This window comes from Streptomyces sp. NPDC051913 (assembly GCF_044593635.1).
Lineage (GTDB): Bacteria > Actinomycetota > Actinomycetes > Streptomycetales > Streptomycetaceae > Streptomyces.
In genome coordinates, this window is record NZ_JBIUCI010000006.1 from 209,918 (window position 1) to 228,034 (window position 18,117).

13 protein-coding genes are annotated in these 18,117 nt (G+C 69.2%); 7 read left to right on the plus strand and 6 right to left on the minus strand.

Annotated elements, in window-relative coordinates; genetic code table 11:
* Nucleotides 1-15: 15 nt before the first annotated feature.
* The 3 genes from glpK to ACIHIX_RS20290 all read right to left on the minus strand — a co-directional run bounded on the left by glpK (nucleotide 16) and on the right by ACIHIX_RS20290 (nucleotide 3,571).
* Nucleotides 16-1,557 (minus strand): glycerol kinase GlpK, encoded by a 1,542-nt coding sequence (glpK, locus tag ACIHIX_RS20280; RefSeq protein ID WP_399957838.1) that lies wholly within the window; start codon nucleotides 1,555-1,557, stop codon nucleotides 16-18.
* A gap of 108 nt (nucleotides 1,558-1,665) precedes the next feature.
* Nucleotides 1,666-2,466, minus strand: a complete 801-nt coding sequence (locus ACIHIX_RS20285) for an MIP/aquaporin family protein (RefSeq protein WP_399957841.1) — start codon at nucleotides 2,464-2,466, stop codon at nucleotides 1,666-1,668.
* A gap of 340 nt (nucleotides 2,467-2,806) precedes the next feature.
* Entirely contained in the window at nucleotides 2,807-3,571 is a 765-nt protein-coding gene (locus ACIHIX_RS20290; protein WP_399957844.1) for an IclR family transcriptional regulator, read from the minus strand.
* A gap of 306 nt (nucleotides 3,572-3,877) precedes the next feature.
* Here ACIHIX_RS20290 and metH point away from each other — a divergent pair, with 306 nt between their 5' ends.
* The 4 genes from metH to ACIHIX_RS20310 all read left to right on the plus strand — a co-directional run bounded on the left by metH (nucleotide 3,878) and on the right by ACIHIX_RS20310 (nucleotide 11,967).
* On the plus strand, nucleotides 3,878-7,393 hold the full coding sequence (gene metH, locus ACIHIX_RS20295; RefSeq protein WP_399957847.1) for a methionine synthase: 3,516 nt from the start codon (nucleotides 3,878-3,880) through the stop codon (nucleotides 7,391-7,393).
* Between the two features lie 184 nt (nucleotides 7,394-7,577).
* Entirely contained in the window at nucleotides 7,578-8,279 is a 702-nt protein-coding gene (locus ACIHIX_RS20300; RefSeq protein ID WP_399957850.1) for an HAD family hydrolase, read from the plus strand.
* A gap of 434 nt (nucleotides 8,280-8,713) precedes the next feature.
* Nucleotides 8,714-10,318: an ABC transporter substrate-binding protein gene (locus ACIHIX_RS20305; protein WP_399957853.1), complete on the plus strand. Its 1,605-nt coding sequence runs from the start codon at nucleotides 8,714-8,716 to the stop codon at nucleotides 10,316-10,318.
* 68 nt (nucleotides 10,319-10,386) lie between these two features.
* A complete protein-coding gene (locus ACIHIX_RS20310) occupies nucleotides 10,387-11,967 on the plus strand; it encodes an ABC transporter substrate-binding protein (RefSeq protein ID WP_399957856.1) in 1,581 nt (526 codons plus the stop codon).
* A gap of 93 nt (nucleotides 11,968-12,060) precedes the next feature.
* On the opposite strand, the gene ACIHIX_RS20315 is transcribed toward ACIHIX_RS20310, so the two are convergent.
* A complete protein-coding gene (locus ACIHIX_RS20315; protein WP_020141342.1) occupies nucleotides 12,061-12,732 on the minus strand; it encodes a response regulator transcription factor in 672 nt (223 codons plus the stop codon).
* 14 nt (nucleotides 12,733-12,746) lie between these two features.
* On the minus strand, nucleotides 12,747-13,724 hold the full coding sequence (locus tag ACIHIX_RS20320; RefSeq protein ID WP_399957859.1) for a RecB family exonuclease: 978 nt from the start codon (nucleotides 13,722-13,724) through the stop codon (nucleotides 12,747-12,749).
* 176 nt (nucleotides 13,725-13,900) lie between these two features.
* Here ACIHIX_RS20320 and ACIHIX_RS20325 point away from each other — a divergent pair, with 176 nt between their 5' ends.
* From ACIHIX_RS20325 to ACIHIX_RS20335, 3 genes are all read left to right on the plus strand, one after another.
* Nucleotides 13,901-15,682 (plus strand): site-2 protease family protein, encoded by a 1,782-nt coding sequence (locus ACIHIX_RS20325; protein ID WP_399957862.1) that lies wholly within the window; start codon nucleotides 13,901-13,903, stop codon nucleotides 15,680-15,682.
* 38 nt (nucleotides 15,683-15,720) lie between these two features.
* Nucleotides 15,721-16,623, plus strand: a complete 903-nt coding sequence (locus ACIHIX_RS20330; RefSeq protein ID WP_399957865.1) for a tRNA (adenine-N1)-methyltransferase — start codon at nucleotides 15,721-15,723, stop codon at nucleotides 16,621-16,623.
* Between the two features lie 211 nt (nucleotides 16,624-16,834).
* Complete coding sequence (locus tag ACIHIX_RS20335; protein ID WP_399957868.1) at nucleotides 16,835-17,413, plus strand: hypothetical protein; 579 nt, start codon at nucleotides 16,835-16,837, stop codon at nucleotides 17,411-17,413.
* Between the two features lie 22 nt (nucleotides 17,414-17,435).
* On the opposite strand, the gene ACIHIX_RS20340 is transcribed toward ACIHIX_RS20335, so the two are convergent.
* On the minus strand, nucleotides 17,436-17,741 hold the full coding sequence (locus ACIHIX_RS20340) for a ferredoxin (RefSeq protein ID WP_399957871.1): 306 nt from the start codon (nucleotides 17,739-17,741) through the stop codon (nucleotides 17,436-17,438).
* Nucleotides 17,742-18,117 lie beyond the last annotated feature (376 nt).

An 18,117-nucleotide genomic window follows, 5' to 3' on the forward strand; every position in this document is an offset into this window, starting at 1 on the left:
TACGAGTGGCTCTCGTCAGCTCTCTTCGTCCTCGAGCCAGCCCATCGTCCGCTCGACGGCCTTGAGCCAGCTCTTGTACTCACGGTCGCGGGCGTCCGCGTCCATGCGGGGGGTCCACTCGGCGGCCCGGCGCCAGTTGGCACGCAGGTCGTCGGTGCTGGTCCAGAAGCCGACGGCGAGACCGGCGGCGTAGGCGGCGCCGAGGCAGGTCGTCTCGGCGACCATCGGACGGACCACGGGGGCGTCCAGGAAGTCCGAGAGGGTCTGCATCAGCAGGTTGTTGGAGGTCATGCCGCCGTCGACCTTGAGGGCCGCGAGCTCGACGCCCGAGTCCTTGGTCATGGCGTCCGTGATCTCACGGGTCTGCCAGGCGGTGGCCTCCAGGACGGCGCGGGCCAGGTGCGCCTTGGTGACGTACCGGGTCAGACCGGCGATCACACCGCGGGCGTCGGAGCGCCAGTACGGGGCGAACAGACCGGAGAAGGCCGGCACGAAGTAGGCGCCGCCGTTGTCCTCGACCGAGAGCGCGAGCGTCTCGATCTCGGCGGCGGTGGAGATGAGACCCATCTGGTCGCGCATCCACTGCACCAGCGAACCGGTGACGGCGATCGAGCCCTCGAGGGCGTAGACCGGAGCCTGGTCGCCGATGCGGTAGCCGACGGTGGTCAGCAGACCGGAGTACGAGTTGATGATCTTCTCGCCGGTGTTCATGAGCATGAACGTGCCGGTGCCGTACGTCGACTTGGCTTCGCCCTCGGCGAAACAGGTCTGGCCGAACAGGGCCGCCTGCTGGTCACCGAGTGCGGAGGCGACCGGGATGCCGCCGAGCAGCTCGCCCAGCTTGCCGCCGGTGACCTCGCCGTAGACCTCGGCGGAGGAGCGGATCTCCGGGAGCATCGACAGCGGCACGCCGATGGACTCGGCGATCTTCTCGTCCCACTCCAGCGTGTGGAGGTTCATCAGCATGGTGCGCGAGGCGTTGGTGACGTCGGTGTAGTGCTTGCCGCCGTCGACACCACCGGTCAGGTTCCAGATGACCCAGGTGTCCATGGTGCCGAAGAGGATGTCGCCGCGCTCGGCGCGCTCCCGCAGACCCTCGACGTTGTCGAGCAGCCAGCGGGCCTTCGGGCCGGCGAAGTACGAGGCGAGGGGGAGACCCGTCTCGCGGCGGAAGCGGTCCTGGCCGACGTTGCGCCCGAGCTCCTTGCACAGGGCGTCGGTGCGGGTGTCCTGCCACACGATGGCGTTGTGGACGGGCTCACCGGTGTTCTTGTCCCACAGCAGCGTGGTCTCACGCTGGTTGGTGATACCGATGGCCTTGATGTCGTCCCGGGTGATGCCGGCCTTCTGGATGGCTCCGGCGACGACTTCCTGGACGTTGGTCCAGATCTCGTTGGCGTTGTGCTCGACCCAGCCCGGCTTCGGGAAGATCTGCTCGTGCTCCTTCTGGTCGACGGAGACGATCCGGCCGTCCTTGTCGAAGACGATGCAGCGGGAAGAGGTCGTGCCCTGGTCGATAGCGGCGATGAAGGGGCCGGCGGTGTGCGCGTCGGTCACGGTGTGCTCCTGAGGTTCCGTGGATAAGCGGTCTGTCTACGGCTGCTTGCTACGAGTGCTTGTCAGAAGGTGCTGCTTCGGGAAGTGCTGCTTCGGGAAGTGCTGCCTCTAAGCGAAAGCGACGTTGTAGATGCCCGCAGCGATCGCGCCGCCGATCAGCGGACCGACGACCGGGACCCAGGCGTAGCTCCAGTCGGAGCCGCCCTTGTTGGGCAGGGGCAGGAGGGCGTGCACGATACGCGGACCGAGGTCACGGGCCGGGTTGATCGCGTAGCCGGTCGGGCCACCGAGGGACAGACCGATGGAGACGACGACCAGGGCGGTGATCAGGGCGCCCAGGGTGCCCAGACCGTTGCCGCCGTCGTTGAGGCCCTGCGTGAGGACGGCGAGCACCAGCACGATGGTGCCGATGACCTCGGTGGCGACGTTCTGGATGGCGTTCCGGATCTCCGGACCGGTGGAGAAGATGCCCAGCACGGGGCCGGCGCCCTGCTCCTGAGCCTCGACGGCCTTGGCCTTCGTGGCCTGCGCGCCCGGACCGCCGACGATCTCCTTGTCGGTGAGGTGCGCGTGGAACTGGCCGTAGTAGGCGACCCAGACCAGGGTGGCGCCGATCATGGCGCCGAGGAGCTGTCCGCCCCAGTAGGTCGGGACCTGGCTCCACTCGATGCCGTTCTTCTTCAGCGCGAGGGCGAGCGTGACGGCCGGGTTCAGATGCGCGCCGGACAGCGGCGCGGAGGTGTAGACGGCCGTGAGTACGGCGAAACCCCACCCGAAGGTGATGGCGAGCCAACCGGCGTTACGGGCCTTTGAGGCCTTCAGCGTGACGGCCGCACAGACGCCGCCGCCGAGCAGGATGAGTATGGCGGTACCGATGGTCTCGCCGATGAAGATGTCGGAGCTGGACACCCGCGACTCCTTTGTCCTTCGTCCAGGGGAAGCAGAACCCCGGGTCCCACCGGTGGTTCGCGTGCCCTCGGGGGTGAGAGCGTTGCCGGCCCTTGGCGTTGTCACACTCTAGCGCGTATTGCCGGTAGGTGTTCGACAATGCCGACCGATGGACGGGAGTCTTGCTCCGGCGTTACGTGTGCGTCAAGGGTTCTGTTATCGAAAGCACGATCGTTATTGATTGCTGTGAGCTATCGATCTCCGGATGGGACATCCGGGACCTACAGACCGATATGTCCACTTCAGGGTATGGCGAAGGCCGGGATGCCGCCCTGGCGTCCCGGCCTGCTCTTACCGAGTTCTAGAAGCGCCCCGCGCCCAGATCCCGCGACACCGCGCGGGCGCAGTCGCGTACCGCCGCGATCAGCTCGGGCCGCAGCTCGCCGTCCCGGCACAGCCGCTCCACCGCGCCCGTGATGCCGACCGCGCCCACCGGCATCCGCCGCCGGTCATGGATGGGCGCGGCCACGCCGGCCACGCCCTCCCAGGTCTCCTCCACGTCCGCCGCGTAGCCTCGGGCGCGGGAGATGTCGAGGATGTTCTCGAACGCCTCCAGCTCGCACACCGTGCGATCCGTGAACGGTTTGCGGTCCGCCTCGATGGCCTCGCTGTGCGCCACCGGGTCGTACGCCGACAGCACCTTGCCCAGCGCCGTGGAGTGCAGGGGCTGCATGGCCCCGATCTCCAGCACCTGACGGCTGTCGTCCGGCCGGAAGACGTGGTGCACGATCAGCACGCCCTGCTGGTGCAGGACCCCGAGATAGACGCTCTCGCCGCTGGAACGGGCCAGGTCGTCGGTCCACACCAGGGCCCGCGCCCGCAGCTCGTGCACATCGAGATAGGTCGTGCCCAGACGCAGCAGCTCGGCGCCCAGCTGATAACGCCCGGAGGCGTCGTCCTGCTCGACGAAGCCCTCCTGCTGCAAGGTGCGCAGAATCCCGTGCGCGGTGCCCTTGGCGAGGCCCAGGGCCGAGGCGATGTCCGACAGGCCGAGCCGCCGCTCGCCGCCCGCGAGCAGCCGCAGCATCGCGGCCGCCCGTTCGAGCGACTGGATGTTCCGTGCCATCGCCGTCCCTGCCTCCGTCCCCTTCGCCGTCGACCCGCGACGTCGCTGCCGCCGTTCGGCAATGTCGAACACTACTAGTCCATGCCGACCGACCGCCAATAGTCGGACGACACGTTTGCGCCACTCGACGCGCAGTCCTGCGTCACTCGTATCCCGCTGGTGACCTGCCCGTCATCCTCGTCCGCCCCGTGGACGCCCTGACCATCCGGGTCCGGTCCCGGCTACCCTGACGGCGTGCGCCCGCTGTGGGAAGTCCCGCGGCAGGACGCAAAGCCGACAGCCGTCGCACCCAAAGGGAGCCCTTTCATGGCCTCGTTGCCACCGTCCCCTTCCGCCGACAGCCGGACCCGTGTGTCCGCGCTCCGCGAGGCGCTCGCCACCCGTGTGGTGGTCGCCGACGGAGCCATGGGCACCATGCTCCAGGCGCAGGACCCCACGCTTGAGGACTTCGAGAACCTCGAAGGCTGTAACGAGATCCTCAACGTCACCCGCCCGGACATCGTCCGCTCCGTCCACGACGCGTACTTCGCGGTGGGCGTCGACTGCGTCGAGACCAACACCTTCGGGTCCAACCACACCGCCGCCTCCGAGTACGACATCGCGGACCGGGTCCACGAGCTGTCCGAGGCCGGCGCCCGCATCGCCCGCGAGACCGCCGACGAGTACACCGCCCGGGACGGCCGCCAGCGCTGGGTCCTCGGCTCCGTCGGCCCCGGCACCAAGCTGCCCACCCTCGGCCACATCGACTACGCCACGATCCGCGACGGCTATCAGGCCAACGTCGAGGGCCTGCTCGCCGGCGGCGCCGACGCCCTGATCGTGGAGACCACCCAGGACCTGCTCCAGACCAAGGCCTCCGTCCTCGGCGCCCGCCGCGCCATGGAGGCCACCGGCGCCGACGTACCGCTCGTCGTCTCCATGGCCTTCGAGACGACCGGCACCATGCTCCTCGGCTCCGAGATCGGGGCCGCGCTGACCGCGCTGGAGCCGCTCGGCATCGACATGATCGGCCTGAACTGCTCCACGGGACCCGCCGAGATGAGTGAGCACCTGCGCTACCTCACCCGGCACTCCCGCATCCCGCTGCTGTGCATGCCGAACGCGGGCCTGCCCATCCTCACCAAGGACGGCGCCCACTTCCCCCTCGGCCCCGAGGGCCTGGCGGACGCCCAGGAGAACTTCGTACGCGACTACGGCCTGAGCCTGATCGGCGGCTGCTGCGGCACCACCCCCGAGCATCTGCGTCAGGTCGTCGAACGCGTCCGCGACCTCACCCCCGCCGAGCGCAACCCGCGTCCCGAGCCGGGCGCGGCCTCGCTGTACCAGACGGTGCCGTTCCGTCAGGACACGGCGTACATGGCGATCGGTGAGCGGACGAATGCCAACGGGTCGAAGAAGTTCCGTGAGGCGATGCTGGAGGGTCGCTGGGACGACTGTGTGGAGATGGCCCGGGATCAGATCCGTGAGGGCGCGCACATGCTGGACCTGTGTGTGGACTATGTCGGCCGTGACGGTGTGGCGGACATGGAGGAGCTGGCCGGTCGGTTCGCGACCGCGTCGACGCTGCCGATCGTTCTGGACTCGACCGAGGTCGATGTCATCCAGGCCGGGCTGGAGAAGCTGGGCGGGCGTGCGGTCATCAACTCGGTCAACTACGAGGACGGTGACGGCCCCGAGTCGCGGTTCGCGAAGGTCACCAAGCTGGCGCAGGAGCATGGGGCGGCGCTGATCGCGCTGACGATCGATGAGGAGGGCCAGGCCCGTACCCCGGAGACGAAGGTCGCGATCGCCGAGCGGCTGATCGACGATCTGACGGGGAACTGGGGGATCCATGAGTCGGACATCCTCATCGACACCCTGACGTTCACGATCTGCACGGGTCAGGAGGAGTCGCGGGGCGACGGTATCGCGACGATCGAGGCGATCCGTGAGCTCAAGCGGCGCCGTCCGGATGTGCAGACGACGCTGGGTTTGTCGAACATCTCCTTCGGTCTGAATCCGGCGGCCCGCATCCTGCTCAACTCGGTCTTCCTGGACGAGTGTGTGAAGGCGGGGCTGGACTCGGCGATCGTGCACGCGTCGAAGATCCTGCCGATCGCGCGGTTCAGCGAGGAGGAGGTGCGGACGGCCCTCGATCTGATCTACGACCGTCGCGCCGAGGGCTATGACCCGCTCCAGAAGCTGATGGCGTTGTTCGAGGGCGCGACCGCGAAGTCGTTGAAGGCGGGCAAGGCCGAGGAGCTGGCGGCGCTGCCTTTGGAGGAGCGGCTGAAGCGGCGGATCATCGACGGCGAGAAGAACGGCCTGGAACAGGACCTTGCCGATGCTCTCCAGACCCGTCCGGCGCTGGACATCGTCAACGAGACCCTGCTGGACGGTATGAAGGTCGTCGGTGAGCTGTTCGGGTCGGGGCAGATGCAGTTGCCGTTCGTGTTGCAGTCGGCCGAGGTGATGAAGTCGGCGGTCGCCTATCTCGAACCGCACATGGAGAAGTCGGACGCGGAGGGCAAGGGCACGATCGTGCTGGCCACGGTCCGCGGGGATGTCCATGACATCGGTAAGAACCTGGTCGACATCATCTTGTCGAACAACGGCTACAACGTGGTCAACCTGGGCATCAAGCAGCCGGTCTCGGCGATTTTGGAGGCGGCTGAGGAGCACCGGGCCGATGTGATCGGTATGTCGGGGCTGCTGGTGAAGTCCACGGTGATCATGAAGGAGAACCTGGAGGAGCTCAACTCCCGTGGCATGGCCGCTAATTATCCGGTCATCCTGGGTGGTGCGGCGCTGACCCGGGCGTATGTCGAGCAGGATCTGCACGAGATCTACGAGGGTGAAGTCCGTTACGCCCGGGACGCGTTCGAGGGTCTGCGGCTGATGGACGCGCTGATCGGTGTGAAGCGGGGCGTGCCGGGCGCTGTCCTGCCGGAACTCAAGCAGCGCCGGGTGCGCGCCAGTTCCGTACAGGTCGAGGAGGAGCGCCCCGAGGAGGGGCACGTCCGCTCCGACGTCGCCACCGACAACCGCATCCCCACGCCGCCGTTCTGGGACACCCGCGTCATCAAGGGCATCCAGCTCAAGGAGTACGCCTCCTGGCTCGACGAGGGCGCCCTCTTCAAGGGACAGTGGGGGCTGAAGCAGGCGCGCACGGGCGACGGGCCCACCTACGAGGAGCTCGTCGAGACCGAGGGCCGGCCGCGGCTGCGCGGGCTGCTCGACCAGCTCCAGACGGAGAACCTGCTGGAAGCGGCCGTGGTCTACGGCTACTTCCCGTGCGTCTCCAAGGACGACGACCTGATCATCCTCGACGACCAGGGCAACGAGCGCACCCGCTTCACCTTCCCGCGGCAGCGCCGTGGCCGTCGGCTGTGTCTGGCCGACTTCTTCCGGCCGGAGGAGTCGGGGGAGACCGACGTCGTCGGCCTCCAGGTCGTCACCGTCGGCTCCCGCATCGGCGAGCGGACGGCGAAGCTCTTCGAGGCGAACGCCTACCGCGACTACCTCGAACTGCACGGCCTGTCCGTCCAGTTGGCCGAGGCCCTCGCCGAGTACTGGCACGCACGCGTGCGTTCGGAGCTGGGCTTCGCCGGCGAGGACCCCAGCGACATCGAGGACATGTTCGCCCTGAAGTACCGGGGCGCCCGCTTCTCGCTCGGCTACGGCGCCTGCCCCAACCTGGAGGACCGCGCCAAGATCGCCGACCTGCTCCAGCCCGAGCGCATCGGCGTCCACCTGTCCGAGGAGTTCCAGCTGCACCCCGAGCAGTCCACGGACGCCATCGTGATCCACCACCCGGAGGCGAAGTACTTCAACGCTCGCTAGCGGGGTCCTCGAAACCGGCATAAGCGCAGCTCAAGACCGCCCTCCGTGGTACTTGAGATGTGCCCCGGAGCACCTCGATTAAACGAGGCGCATCCTCCGGGACAGTCGTACACTGGACGGTCCATCGCAGGCCGGTTCCCTCCATGGGAACCGGCCTGATCGTCCCTCAAGGAGGTGCGCCTACATGACCAGTACGGTCCCCGCGCTCGGAACCCGTACGGCCGAAGGGTCGGCCCTGCAGGCCGTGCTCCTCGACATGGACGGCACCCTGGTGGACACCGAGGGCTTCTGGTGGGACGTCGAGGTCGAGATTTTCGCCGGTCTCGGCCACACCCTCGACGACTCCTGGCGCCATGTCGTGGTCGGCGGCCCCATGACCCGCAGCGCGGGGTTCCTCATCGAGGCCACCGGCGCCGACATCACCCTCCCCGAACTCACGGTGCTGCTCAACGACGGCTTCGAGGACCGCATCGGCCGCACCCTGCCGCTGATGCCGGGCGCCCTGCGGCTGCTGGCCGAACTCGCCGAGTACGAGATCCCCACCGCCCTGGTCTCCGCCTCCCACCGGCGCATCATCGACCGGGTCCTGACCTCTCTGGGCCCCCAGCACTTCAGCCTCACCGTCGCCGGTGACGAGGTGGCCCGCACCAAGCCGCACCCCGACCCCTATCTCTTCGCGGCCGCCGGGCTCGGCGTGGATCCGGCCAGATGCGCCGTCGTCGAGGACACCGCCACCGGCGTGGCCGCCGCCGAGGCGGCGGGCTGCCAGGTCGTGGTGGTGCCGTCCGTCGCCCCCATCGCCCCCGCCGCCCGCCGCACCGTCGTCGGCTCGCTCGAAGAGGTCGACCTGGCATTTCTGCGCGGTCTGATGACGGAAATGCGCTGAGCGTTCACCCAGCGTGCAGTGTCGATAACGAGGAAATTCCCGGGCTCGCACGCAAAGGAATTCGAATCCAGGCAGAGGTCTTGACCGGTGGCCGAATTCCGGTACGGCTACACCTTGTTGAGCATGTGACGTTCCCCACTTCACAGGAGGTCGACAGGTGGCGCGGCCTGTGCTTGCGGCCCGCAATGAGGGGATTGCGCCGTGCCCTTGTGTCCCGATTGATGGAAACCTGCACTAATCCTTCCCCTGTCGGGTTTTCGGTGTGTCCGCACCCGGTTTCGCTCCGTGATGGCACCTCAACTCCGGTGCCTGCGAACCGCCCTTCGGGCGCGGACTAATCTCGTCGCGAGAACATCACCGCACCCCCCGTGGATCCGCCGCACCACCCATGCATGCCGGATACACGGACTCGACAGCTCTGGAGAAACTCGAGCATGAACCGCAAGACTTTGGTGCTGCCGGCCGTGATCGGTCTGCTCGCCCCGGTTCTCGCCGCGTGCGGCGGATCTGACGGCGGCAGTGGCGGCGGAGACGCGATAGTCGTCGGCACCACGGACGCGGTCACTGCCTCGAAGGACGCCCCCGCCCCGCTCGACCCCGCCTACGCCTACGACGCCGGCATCTGGAACATCCTGCGCCAGACCGTGCAGACCCTGATGATCCAGCCGCGCGGCGAGGGCGAGCCCGTGCCCGAGGCCGCCGAGAGCTGCGGCTTCACCGACACCGGCAACGAGCGCTACGCCTGCAAGCTGCGCGAGGGGCTCAAGTTCGCGAACGGCGACGCCGTCACCGCCAAGGACGTCAAGTACTCCATCGACCGCGCGCGGGACATCAACGCCGAGGGCGGCCCGGTCGGACTGCTGTCCACCATCGACACCGTCGAGACCAAGGGCGACCGCGAGGTGATCTTCCACCTCAAGACGGCCGACGCCACCTTCCCGTACAAGCTGTCGACCCCCGTCGCCGGCATCGTCAGCCCCGACGACTACGAGCCCAAGAAGCTGCGCGACGGCTTCGACGTCGACGGCTCCGGCCCGTACACCATGTCGACCGAGGTCAAGGACGACCAGCTGGTCAGCGTCGTGTTCACCAAGAACCCCAACTACCAGGGGACGCTGAAGGTGAACAACGACAAGGTCGAGCTGCGCACCTACGCGGACGCCGACGCCATGGGCACCGCCCTCGAGGACGGTGACATCGACGTCATGGGCCGCACCATGTCGCCGGAGCAGATCGAGAAGCTCGGCGCGTCCTCCGACAGCGATGTCGACCTGGTCGAGATGCCCGGCCTGGAGATCCGCTACCTCGCCTTCAACACCGACGCCGCCACGGTCAAGACCAGGGCCGTGCGCCAGGCGATGGCCCAGATCGTCAACCGCAGCGAACTCGTCGCCAAGGTCTACGGCTCCGAGGCCGAGCCGCTGTACTCGCTGGTCCCGGCGAGCATCGTCGGCCACTCCAACTCGTTCTTCAACAAGTACGGCGACCCCAGCAAGACCAAGGCCGCCGCCCTGCTGACCAAGGCGAACATCACCACCCCGGTCAAGCTGACCCTGCACTACACGACCGACCACTACGGCTCGGCCACCAAGCTGGAGTTCGAGCAGCTCCAAAAGCAGCTCAACGCCAGCGGCCTGTTCGACGTCAGCATCAAGGGCGAAGCCTGGAAGACCTTCCGCCCCGCCGAGCAGAAGGGCGCGTACGACGTCTACGGCATGGGCTGGTTCCCTGACTTCCCCGACGCCGACAACTACCTCGCGCCGTTCCTCGACAAGGGCAACTTCCTCGGCTCGCCCTACGCCAACAGCGAGATCCGCAACACCCTGATCCCGGAGTCCCGCCGCCAGGCCGACCGGCTGTCCGCCTCCACCAGCCTCACCGACATCCAGGACATCGTCGCCGACGACGTCCCGGTCCTCCCGCTGTGGCAGGGCAAGCAGTACGTCGCCGCCCGCGACGACATCACCGGCACCGCGTACGCCCTCAACTCCTCCTCCACCCTTCAGCTGTGGGAGCTCGGCCGTGGCGTGAGCGGCTGATCCGTCCCCTGCCCGGGGCCCGGGACGGCCGGCCCGGGATTCGACCACCGACGACAAGGCACTCGTACGTGAACATGCGCAACCAGTGGCCAGTCCTGCCGATCATGGCGGGGCTGGCCTCCGGCCTGTTGACCGGATGCGGCACGGAGAACGGGGCATCCGGAAGCGGCGGCTCCGCCGTCGTCATGGGGATGTCCGACGACGTCCTGGCCACCGACCCGGCGTCCGGCTACGACCCCGGTTCATGGCTGCTGTTCAACAACGTCTTCCAGTCGCTGCTGAGCTTCCCCAACGGCGGCACCGAGCCGGTACCCGAACTCGCCGAGAGCTGCGCGTTCAGCGACACCAGGACCAAGGTCTACAAGTGCAAGCTGAAGGACGGCCTGAAGTTCAGCAACGGTGACTCGCTCACCTCGGAGGACGTCAAGTTCTCCTTCGACCGCATGCTGAAGATCAACGACGACGCCGGCCCCGCGATCATGTTCCCCATGCTCGACAAGGTCGAGACGCCGGACGAGAACACGGTCGTCTTCCGGCTGAACACCCCCGACGCCACCTTCCCGAGCAAGATCGCCTCCGGTGCCGGCTCCATCGTCGACCACCGGCAGTACGACGCCGGCAAGCTGCGCGAGGACGGCGAGGCCATCGGCTCCGGCCCCTACAAGCTGGACTCCTTCGGCGACAGCGAGGCCGTCTTCTCCGTCAACGAGAACTACGAGGGCAACGCCGACGTCAAGAACTCCGGCGTCACCCTCAAGTTCTTCCACGGCGACCAGGACGAGCTGAAGCAGGCCCTCACCGACGACAAGATCGACATCGCCTACCGAGGCCTCACCGCGAGCGACATCTCCGACATCGAGAACGCCGGAACCGACGCCGAGGTCGAGGTCGTCGACGGCACCAGCGCCGAGGTCCAGCACCTCGTCTTCAACATGGACGACCCGGTCACCGGCAAACTCGGCGTCCGCAAGGCCATCGCCTACCTGCTCGACCGCGACGCCCTGATGGCCCAGGTCTACCAGGGCACCGCCACCTCGCTGTACTCGATCATCCCGGCCGGTATCGCGGGCCACAACACGGCCTTCTTCGACACCTACGGCGCCCGCCCCTCCAAGGCCAAGGCCGCCGCCGCCCTCGACGCCGAAGGCATCACCGGCAAGGTCAAGCTCACCCTCTGGTCCACCCCGACCCGCTACGGCCCCTCCACCGACCAGGAACTCAAGGCGATCGCCGAACAGCTCAACAAGAGCGGCCTGTTCGACGCCGACGTCGAGTCCGTCGCCTACGACCAGTACGAGAAGGACATAGCCAAGGGCAAGTACGGCGTCTACGTGAAGGGCTGGGTCCCCGACTACCCGGACGCCGACAACTTCACCGCCCCCTTCTTCGGCGAGGGCAACGTGCTGAGCAACAACTACACCAACAGCATGATCACCGACACGCTCATCCCGCGCACCGCCGCCCAGAGCGACCGCTCCGCCACCGACGACGACTACGCCCGCCTCCAGGACACCGTCGCCGCCGAACTCCCCGTCCTGCCCCTGTGGCAGGCCAAGCAGTACGCCGTCGTCCGCGACAACGTCTACGGCCTGGAGTACTGCCTCGACGCCTCGACCGTCTTCCGCTTCTGGGAGATCAGCAAGGGCTGACCCGGCACGGCCCGGGTACGACCCCGGCACGGCAATACAAAGGGCGCCCCCTCCTCGGAGAGGGCGCCCTTCGCCGTCGTATCCATGGTTCCGCTACTGCGCGCCGGGGCGCACCAGCCCACTCTCGTACGCGTACACCGCCGCCTGCACGCGGTCCCGCAGCCCCAGCTTCGTCAGCACATGGCCCACATGCGTCTTCACGGTGGTCTCGCTGACGAACAGATCGGCGGCGATCTCCGCGTTCGACAGCCCGCGCGCCACCAGCTTCAGCACCTCGACCTCACGGTCCGTGAGCGTGTGCAGCGTGTCGGGGACCGGCTCGTCGCCCGACGGCAGATGCGTGGCGTACTTGTCGAGCAGCCGGCGCGTGATGCTCGGCGCGAGCATCGCCTCACCCGCGGCCACCACCCGGATCGCCTGCACCAGCTCATTGGCCGGGGCGTCCTTGAGCAGGAAGCCGCTGGCCCCCGCCCGCAACGCCTCCACCACATACTCGTCGAGATCGAACGTCGTCAGCACCAGTACCTTCGCCGGGCCGTCCCGCCCCGGCCCGGTGATCTGCCGTGTCGCCTCGACGCCGTCCATCCGCGGCATGCGGATGTCCATCAGCACCACGTCGGGCTGCAACGCCCGCACCTGGTCGAGCGCCTGGAGGCCGTCCCCGGCCTCCCCGACGACAGCGATGTCCTGCTCCGCTTCCAGGATCATCCGGAAGCCGGTACGCAGCAGCGGCTGGTCGTCGACCAGTAGGACGCGGATGGCCACGTGACACTCCTTCGCTAGCCCGGCCCCATTCTGCCCTGCTGGGCCTGGCCGGACTCGGCCGCCCTCACCGGCAGCGGATACGGCGGGGGAGTGCCACCGAACTCCGGGCAGTGAGCCTGGTGATCGCACCAGCCGCACAGCTTCGTCGGCCTCGGCCGCCACTCGCCCGTCTCCGTCGCCAGCCGGATCGCCTCCCACAGCGCCAGCAGCTTGCGCTCCACCCGCTCCAGATCGGCCAGAACGGGGTCGTACGTCAGGACGTCACCGCTGCCGAGATACACCAGTTGCAGCCGCCGCGGCACGACCCGCTTCAGCCGCCACACCACCAGCGCGTAGAACTTCATCTGGAACAGGGCACCCTCGGCGTACTCCGGGCGCGGCGCCTTGCCCGTCTTGTAGTCGACGATGCGCACATCCCCCGTCGGCGCCACGTCCACCCGGTCGATGATCCCGCGCAGCTTCAGCCCGGACTCCAGCTCGGCCTCGACGAACAACTCCCGCTCGGCCGGCTCCAGCCGCGTCGGATCCTCGAGACTGAACCACCGCTCCACCAGCTGCTCGGCCTCCCCGAGCCACCGCGTCAGCCGCTCACCCTCCGGATCGTCGGCGAACAGCTCCACGACCTCGGGCCTCGACTCCCGCAACCGGTCCCACTGACCGGGGATGAGCGACTTCGCCCGCGGCGGCGTCCGCTCGCCCGCCGGAGCGTCGAACAATCGCTCGAGCACCGCATGCACCAAGGTGCCCCGCGTCGCCGCCTCACTCGGCTTCTCCGGCAGCCGGTCGATCACCCGGAACCGGTACAGCAACGGGCACTGCATGAAGTCGCTCGCACGCGACGGCGACAACGACGCGGGCGCTATGGCGACACGCGCCTCGGCCGTGACCGTCACGTCCTGTGCCGTCGCCGCCTGCTCGCCCACGACCGGTGGGGCCACATCCGCGACCCCGCCGCCGGCGGCCTCGGCCGCGCCCTCGGTGCTCGTCTCCATGACCACAGACCATACGGCCCACCACTGACAGTGACCCACTCGCGGCCGCGCCCGCGCACGACAGCCACGGAAACACAGGGGGTGCCGGGGCGGAACGTGCCACGGCCGCCGCATACCATCGACCACGAGACCCTTCCGCCGGCAGGCGCGGAAGACGCTTCGAACGAGGGGACACCGTGGACGAGAGCGGCGGGAGCGGGCAGCCGCGGTCCGGCAACGACGAGCCGACCCAGCACGCAGGCCCTACGGCCCCGGCCGCCGACCCCGCGTCCCCTCCACCGCCCGCACCCGAGCAACCCCCCGCGGACGCGACGGACACCGCCGACGGCACCGGGACAGCGGACGAGGCACCCTCGAAGACCGGAACGCCGCAGCCCGACGACACGACCACCGCCCCGGACGCCACCGCCTCCCCGGCCCCTCCGACCCCGACGGACGCCTCGCCGAGCGAGGACACGGACGCCTCGCAGACCGGGCGCACGGACGCCTCGCCGAGCGAGGGGACGGCTTCCTCACCTACCGGGGGCACGGAAACTCCGGCTTCTCCGACCGGCACCCCTACCTCCCCGCCCCGCGCCACGGCTGAGCCCACCTCGGATCGCGCCGCCCCGGAGAGCACCCCGGTCGCCGAGGCGCACCGGCAGGACAAGGCGACGGAAGCCCCCGCGGCCGACGGCACGACCGACACGCCCCCGCCCGCACCCCCCACCGACGCCCACCCGGCCCCGAACAACCCCACCCCGCAGGACCACCGCACCCTCGCCCACGCCGGCACCACCAAGAGGCGCCCGCCGCGCCGCCCGCGCGAACCCGGGGGCGGCATCCTCATGGGACGCCCCTTCGGCGTACCCGTGTACGTCGCGCCCAGCTGGTTCCTCGTGGCCGCGCTCATCACCTGGGTGTTCGGCGGACAACTCGACCGCGTCCTGCCCGAACTCGGCGCCGCCCGGTACCTCGTCTCCCTCTTCTTCGCCGTCGCCTTCTACGCCTCGGTCCTCATCCACGAACTGGCCCACACGGTCGCCGCCCTCCGCTTCAAGCTGCCCGTGCGCCGCATCCAGCTCCAGTTCTTCGGCGGCGTCTCCGAGATCGAGAAAGAGGCCGAGACCCCCGGCCGGGAATTCGTACTGGCCTTCGTCGGCCCGCTGCTCTCCCTCGTCCTCGCCGGCGTCTTCTACGTCGCCCTCCAGCCCGTCGAACCCGGCACGGTCCCCGGAGTCCTGCTCGCCGGCCTGATGATCTCCAACCTCATCGTGGCCGCCTTCAACCTCCTGCCCGGCCTGCCCCTGGACGGCGGCCGCATGCTCCGGGCCGTCGTCTGGAAGATCACCGGCAGGCCCATGAGCGGCACCATCGCCGCCGCCTGGGTCGGCCGCGCCCTCGCCGTCTCCGTTCTCATCGGCCTTCCGCTGCTCACCCAGTCCGGAGCCCTCGGCTCCAACGCCGAGGACAACGTCGGCATGGACACCGTCATGGACGCCCTGCTCGCCGCCATCCTCGCCGCGATCATCTGGACCGGCGCCGGCAACAGCCTCCGCATGGCCCGCCTGCGCGAACACCTCCCCGAACTCCGCGCCCGCAACCTCACCCGCCGCGCCGTCCCCGTCGAGACCGACACCCCCCTCTCCGAGGCCCTGCGCCGCGCCAACGAAGCCGGCGCCCGCGCCCTCGTCGTCGTCGACGCCGACGGCGAGCCCCTCTCCCTCGTCCGCGAGGCCGCCATCGTCGGCGTACCCGAACACCGCCGCCCCTGGGTCGCCGTCAGCGGCCTCGCCCAGGACCTCACCGACGGCATGCGCGTCTCCGCGGAACTCGCCGGCGAAGACCTCCTCGACACCCTGCGCGCCACCCCCGCCACCGAGTACCTCGTCATCGAGGACACCGGCGAGATCTACGGCGTCCTGTCCGCGGCCGACGTCGAGCGCGCCTTCGTCAAGGCCATGGCCCGCCCCTCCTAGTGGTCGGCGGCCTCCACAAACCCCGGTAGGCTGTTCACATGTCCGAACCGACCGGTGCCGCCCGCAGGCGCGGGCCCTTCAAGGTCGGGGACCAGGTTCAGCTGACCGACCCCAAGGGCCGCCACTACACGTTCACGCTCGAGGCCGGGAAGAACTTCCACACCCACAAGGGTTCCTTCCCGCACGACGAACTGATCGGCGCTCCCGAGGGCAGCGTTGTCCGCACCACCGGGAACGTCGCCTACCTCGCGCTGCGCCCCCTGCTCCCCGACTACGTCCTGTCCATGCCCCGCGGCGCTGCCGTCGTCTACCCGAAGGACGCGGGACAGATCCTCGCCTTCGCCGACATCTTCCCCGGCGCACGCGTCGTCGAAGCCGGCGTGGGCTCCGGCTCGCTCAGCAGCTTCCTGCTGCGCGCCATCGGCGACCAGGGCATGCTGCACTCCTACGAGCGCCGCGAGGACTTCGCCGAGATCGCCCAGCAGAACGTCGAGCGCTACTTCGGCGGCCCGCACCCCGCCTGGCAGCTCACCGTCGGCGACCTCCAGGACAACCTGTCCGACACCGACGTCGACCGCGTCATCCTCGACATGCTCGCCCCCTGGGAATGCCTGGAGGCCGTCTCCAAGGCGCTCGTCCCCGGCGGCATCCTGTGCTGCTACGTCGCCACCACCACCCAGCTCGCCCGGACCGTCGAGTCCATCCGCGAGATCGGCTCCTTCAACGAGCCGACCGCCTGGGAGTCGATGATCCGCAACTGGCACATCGAGGGCCTCGCCGTCCGCCCGGACCACCGGATGATCGGCCACACCGGCTTCCTCCTCACCGCCCGCCGCCTCGCGGACGGCGTCGAGCCGCCCATGCGCCGCCGCCGCCCCGCCAAGGGCGCCTACGGCGAGGACTACGCCGGCCCCAACGCCGACGGAGGCTCCGGCCGCTGAGGCGGCCCCGTGCCGCGTACAACGCAACCGCGCCGCGGCCGAGTTCCCGACACCAGCTCCGGAACTCGGCCCCGGCGCCTTTTCGTTGCCGACACCGCGGAACCCGAGACCTCGGACGGACAAGCACTGACCCCGCCGTTCCGCTCCCCTGTGACGTGTGGCACCATGCGGGACACCCCCACCGCCACAGCCCTCTCGGGAGTCACCCCTAGTGCAGCAATCCGCGGTTCCGGAACTCGCTCACACGCACACCCGCCCCATCCACTGGGTCGCCACCGCCACGGCCGTAGCAGGCGTCGTCGCGCTCTCCTCGGTGCTCCAGCCGAACCCGGCCACCGCCGCACAGGCCGCCGGTCCGCAGACCCAGAAAGCCCCCGCGAGCGCCACCGCCCCGAACGCCGCCCGCGTCGACTTCCCGATCGACTGCGGCCCGGTCAAAGCCCTCGTGGTGAAGAAGGCCACCGGCGACCTCGACGGCGACGGCCGACCGGAGACCGTGGCCGTCGTCCACTGCGACGCCCCCATGGGCACCCCGCCCGACGGCGTCTACGTCCTGACCCAGGCCGCGGACACCAAGACCCCCCGCGTCGTGGCGACCCTGATCGACCCCAAGGACCGCACCACCGTCAAGACCCTCACCGTCTCCGACGCGACCGTCCTCGCCGACACACTCGGCTACTCCTCGGACGCCGTACCCAGTTGCTGTCCGGACGTGAAGGCCAGTGTGAAGTGGCAGTGGAAGAACGGCGCGTTCGTCCGCTCCACCCCCGCCGGCGCACAGAGCGTCTGACGCCCGCGCCCACCGGCTCAGGTCATCCCGCGTCGGGCCCGAACACCTCGACCCGGTCCGACACCCGGCGCACATGGATGCACTCGCCCGGACACTCCTTGGCCGAGTCCACCACATCCGTCAGCAGCGGCAGCGGAACCGGCGTCGTCGCGCCCTCGGCCTGAAGCAGCTCGTCGCCCGCGCCCTTCACGTACGCCAGACCGTCGATGTCCAGCTCGAACACCTCGGGCGCGTACTGGACACAGATGCCGTCGCCGGTACAGAGATCCTGGTCGATCCAGACCTCCAGAGCCTCACCGTCCACCACGGCCTCCTGCTGCACGCTCACGTCTCCCGCCACCTCCAGTGCTCAACACCCCCGACCCTACCTCCGCCGACTGACAGACCCCCGTCGAGGAGCCTGGGCCCAGGGGGTCGCCTGGAAGACACGTCGAGCACCCTTCGCAAGCACCTCGAACCCCACTCGCACACCGGTCGGACAAGCCCCCGGCCCACACCAGTGCGCCCCCCGTGCCACCGCCCCGACGGCCCACCCCGACCCCCCAATGAGCCGACCCGCCATGACGCAGCCCACCCGCCCGCACACGCTCCGTCATCACCACCCCGCCACCACCCGACCCACGCCACGCCCCCGCGGGGCGGCCGCCGAAGGCCCGATCGGCCGGAGCCACAGCCCCCCGACCGGCGGCGCTGCGAGCAACTCG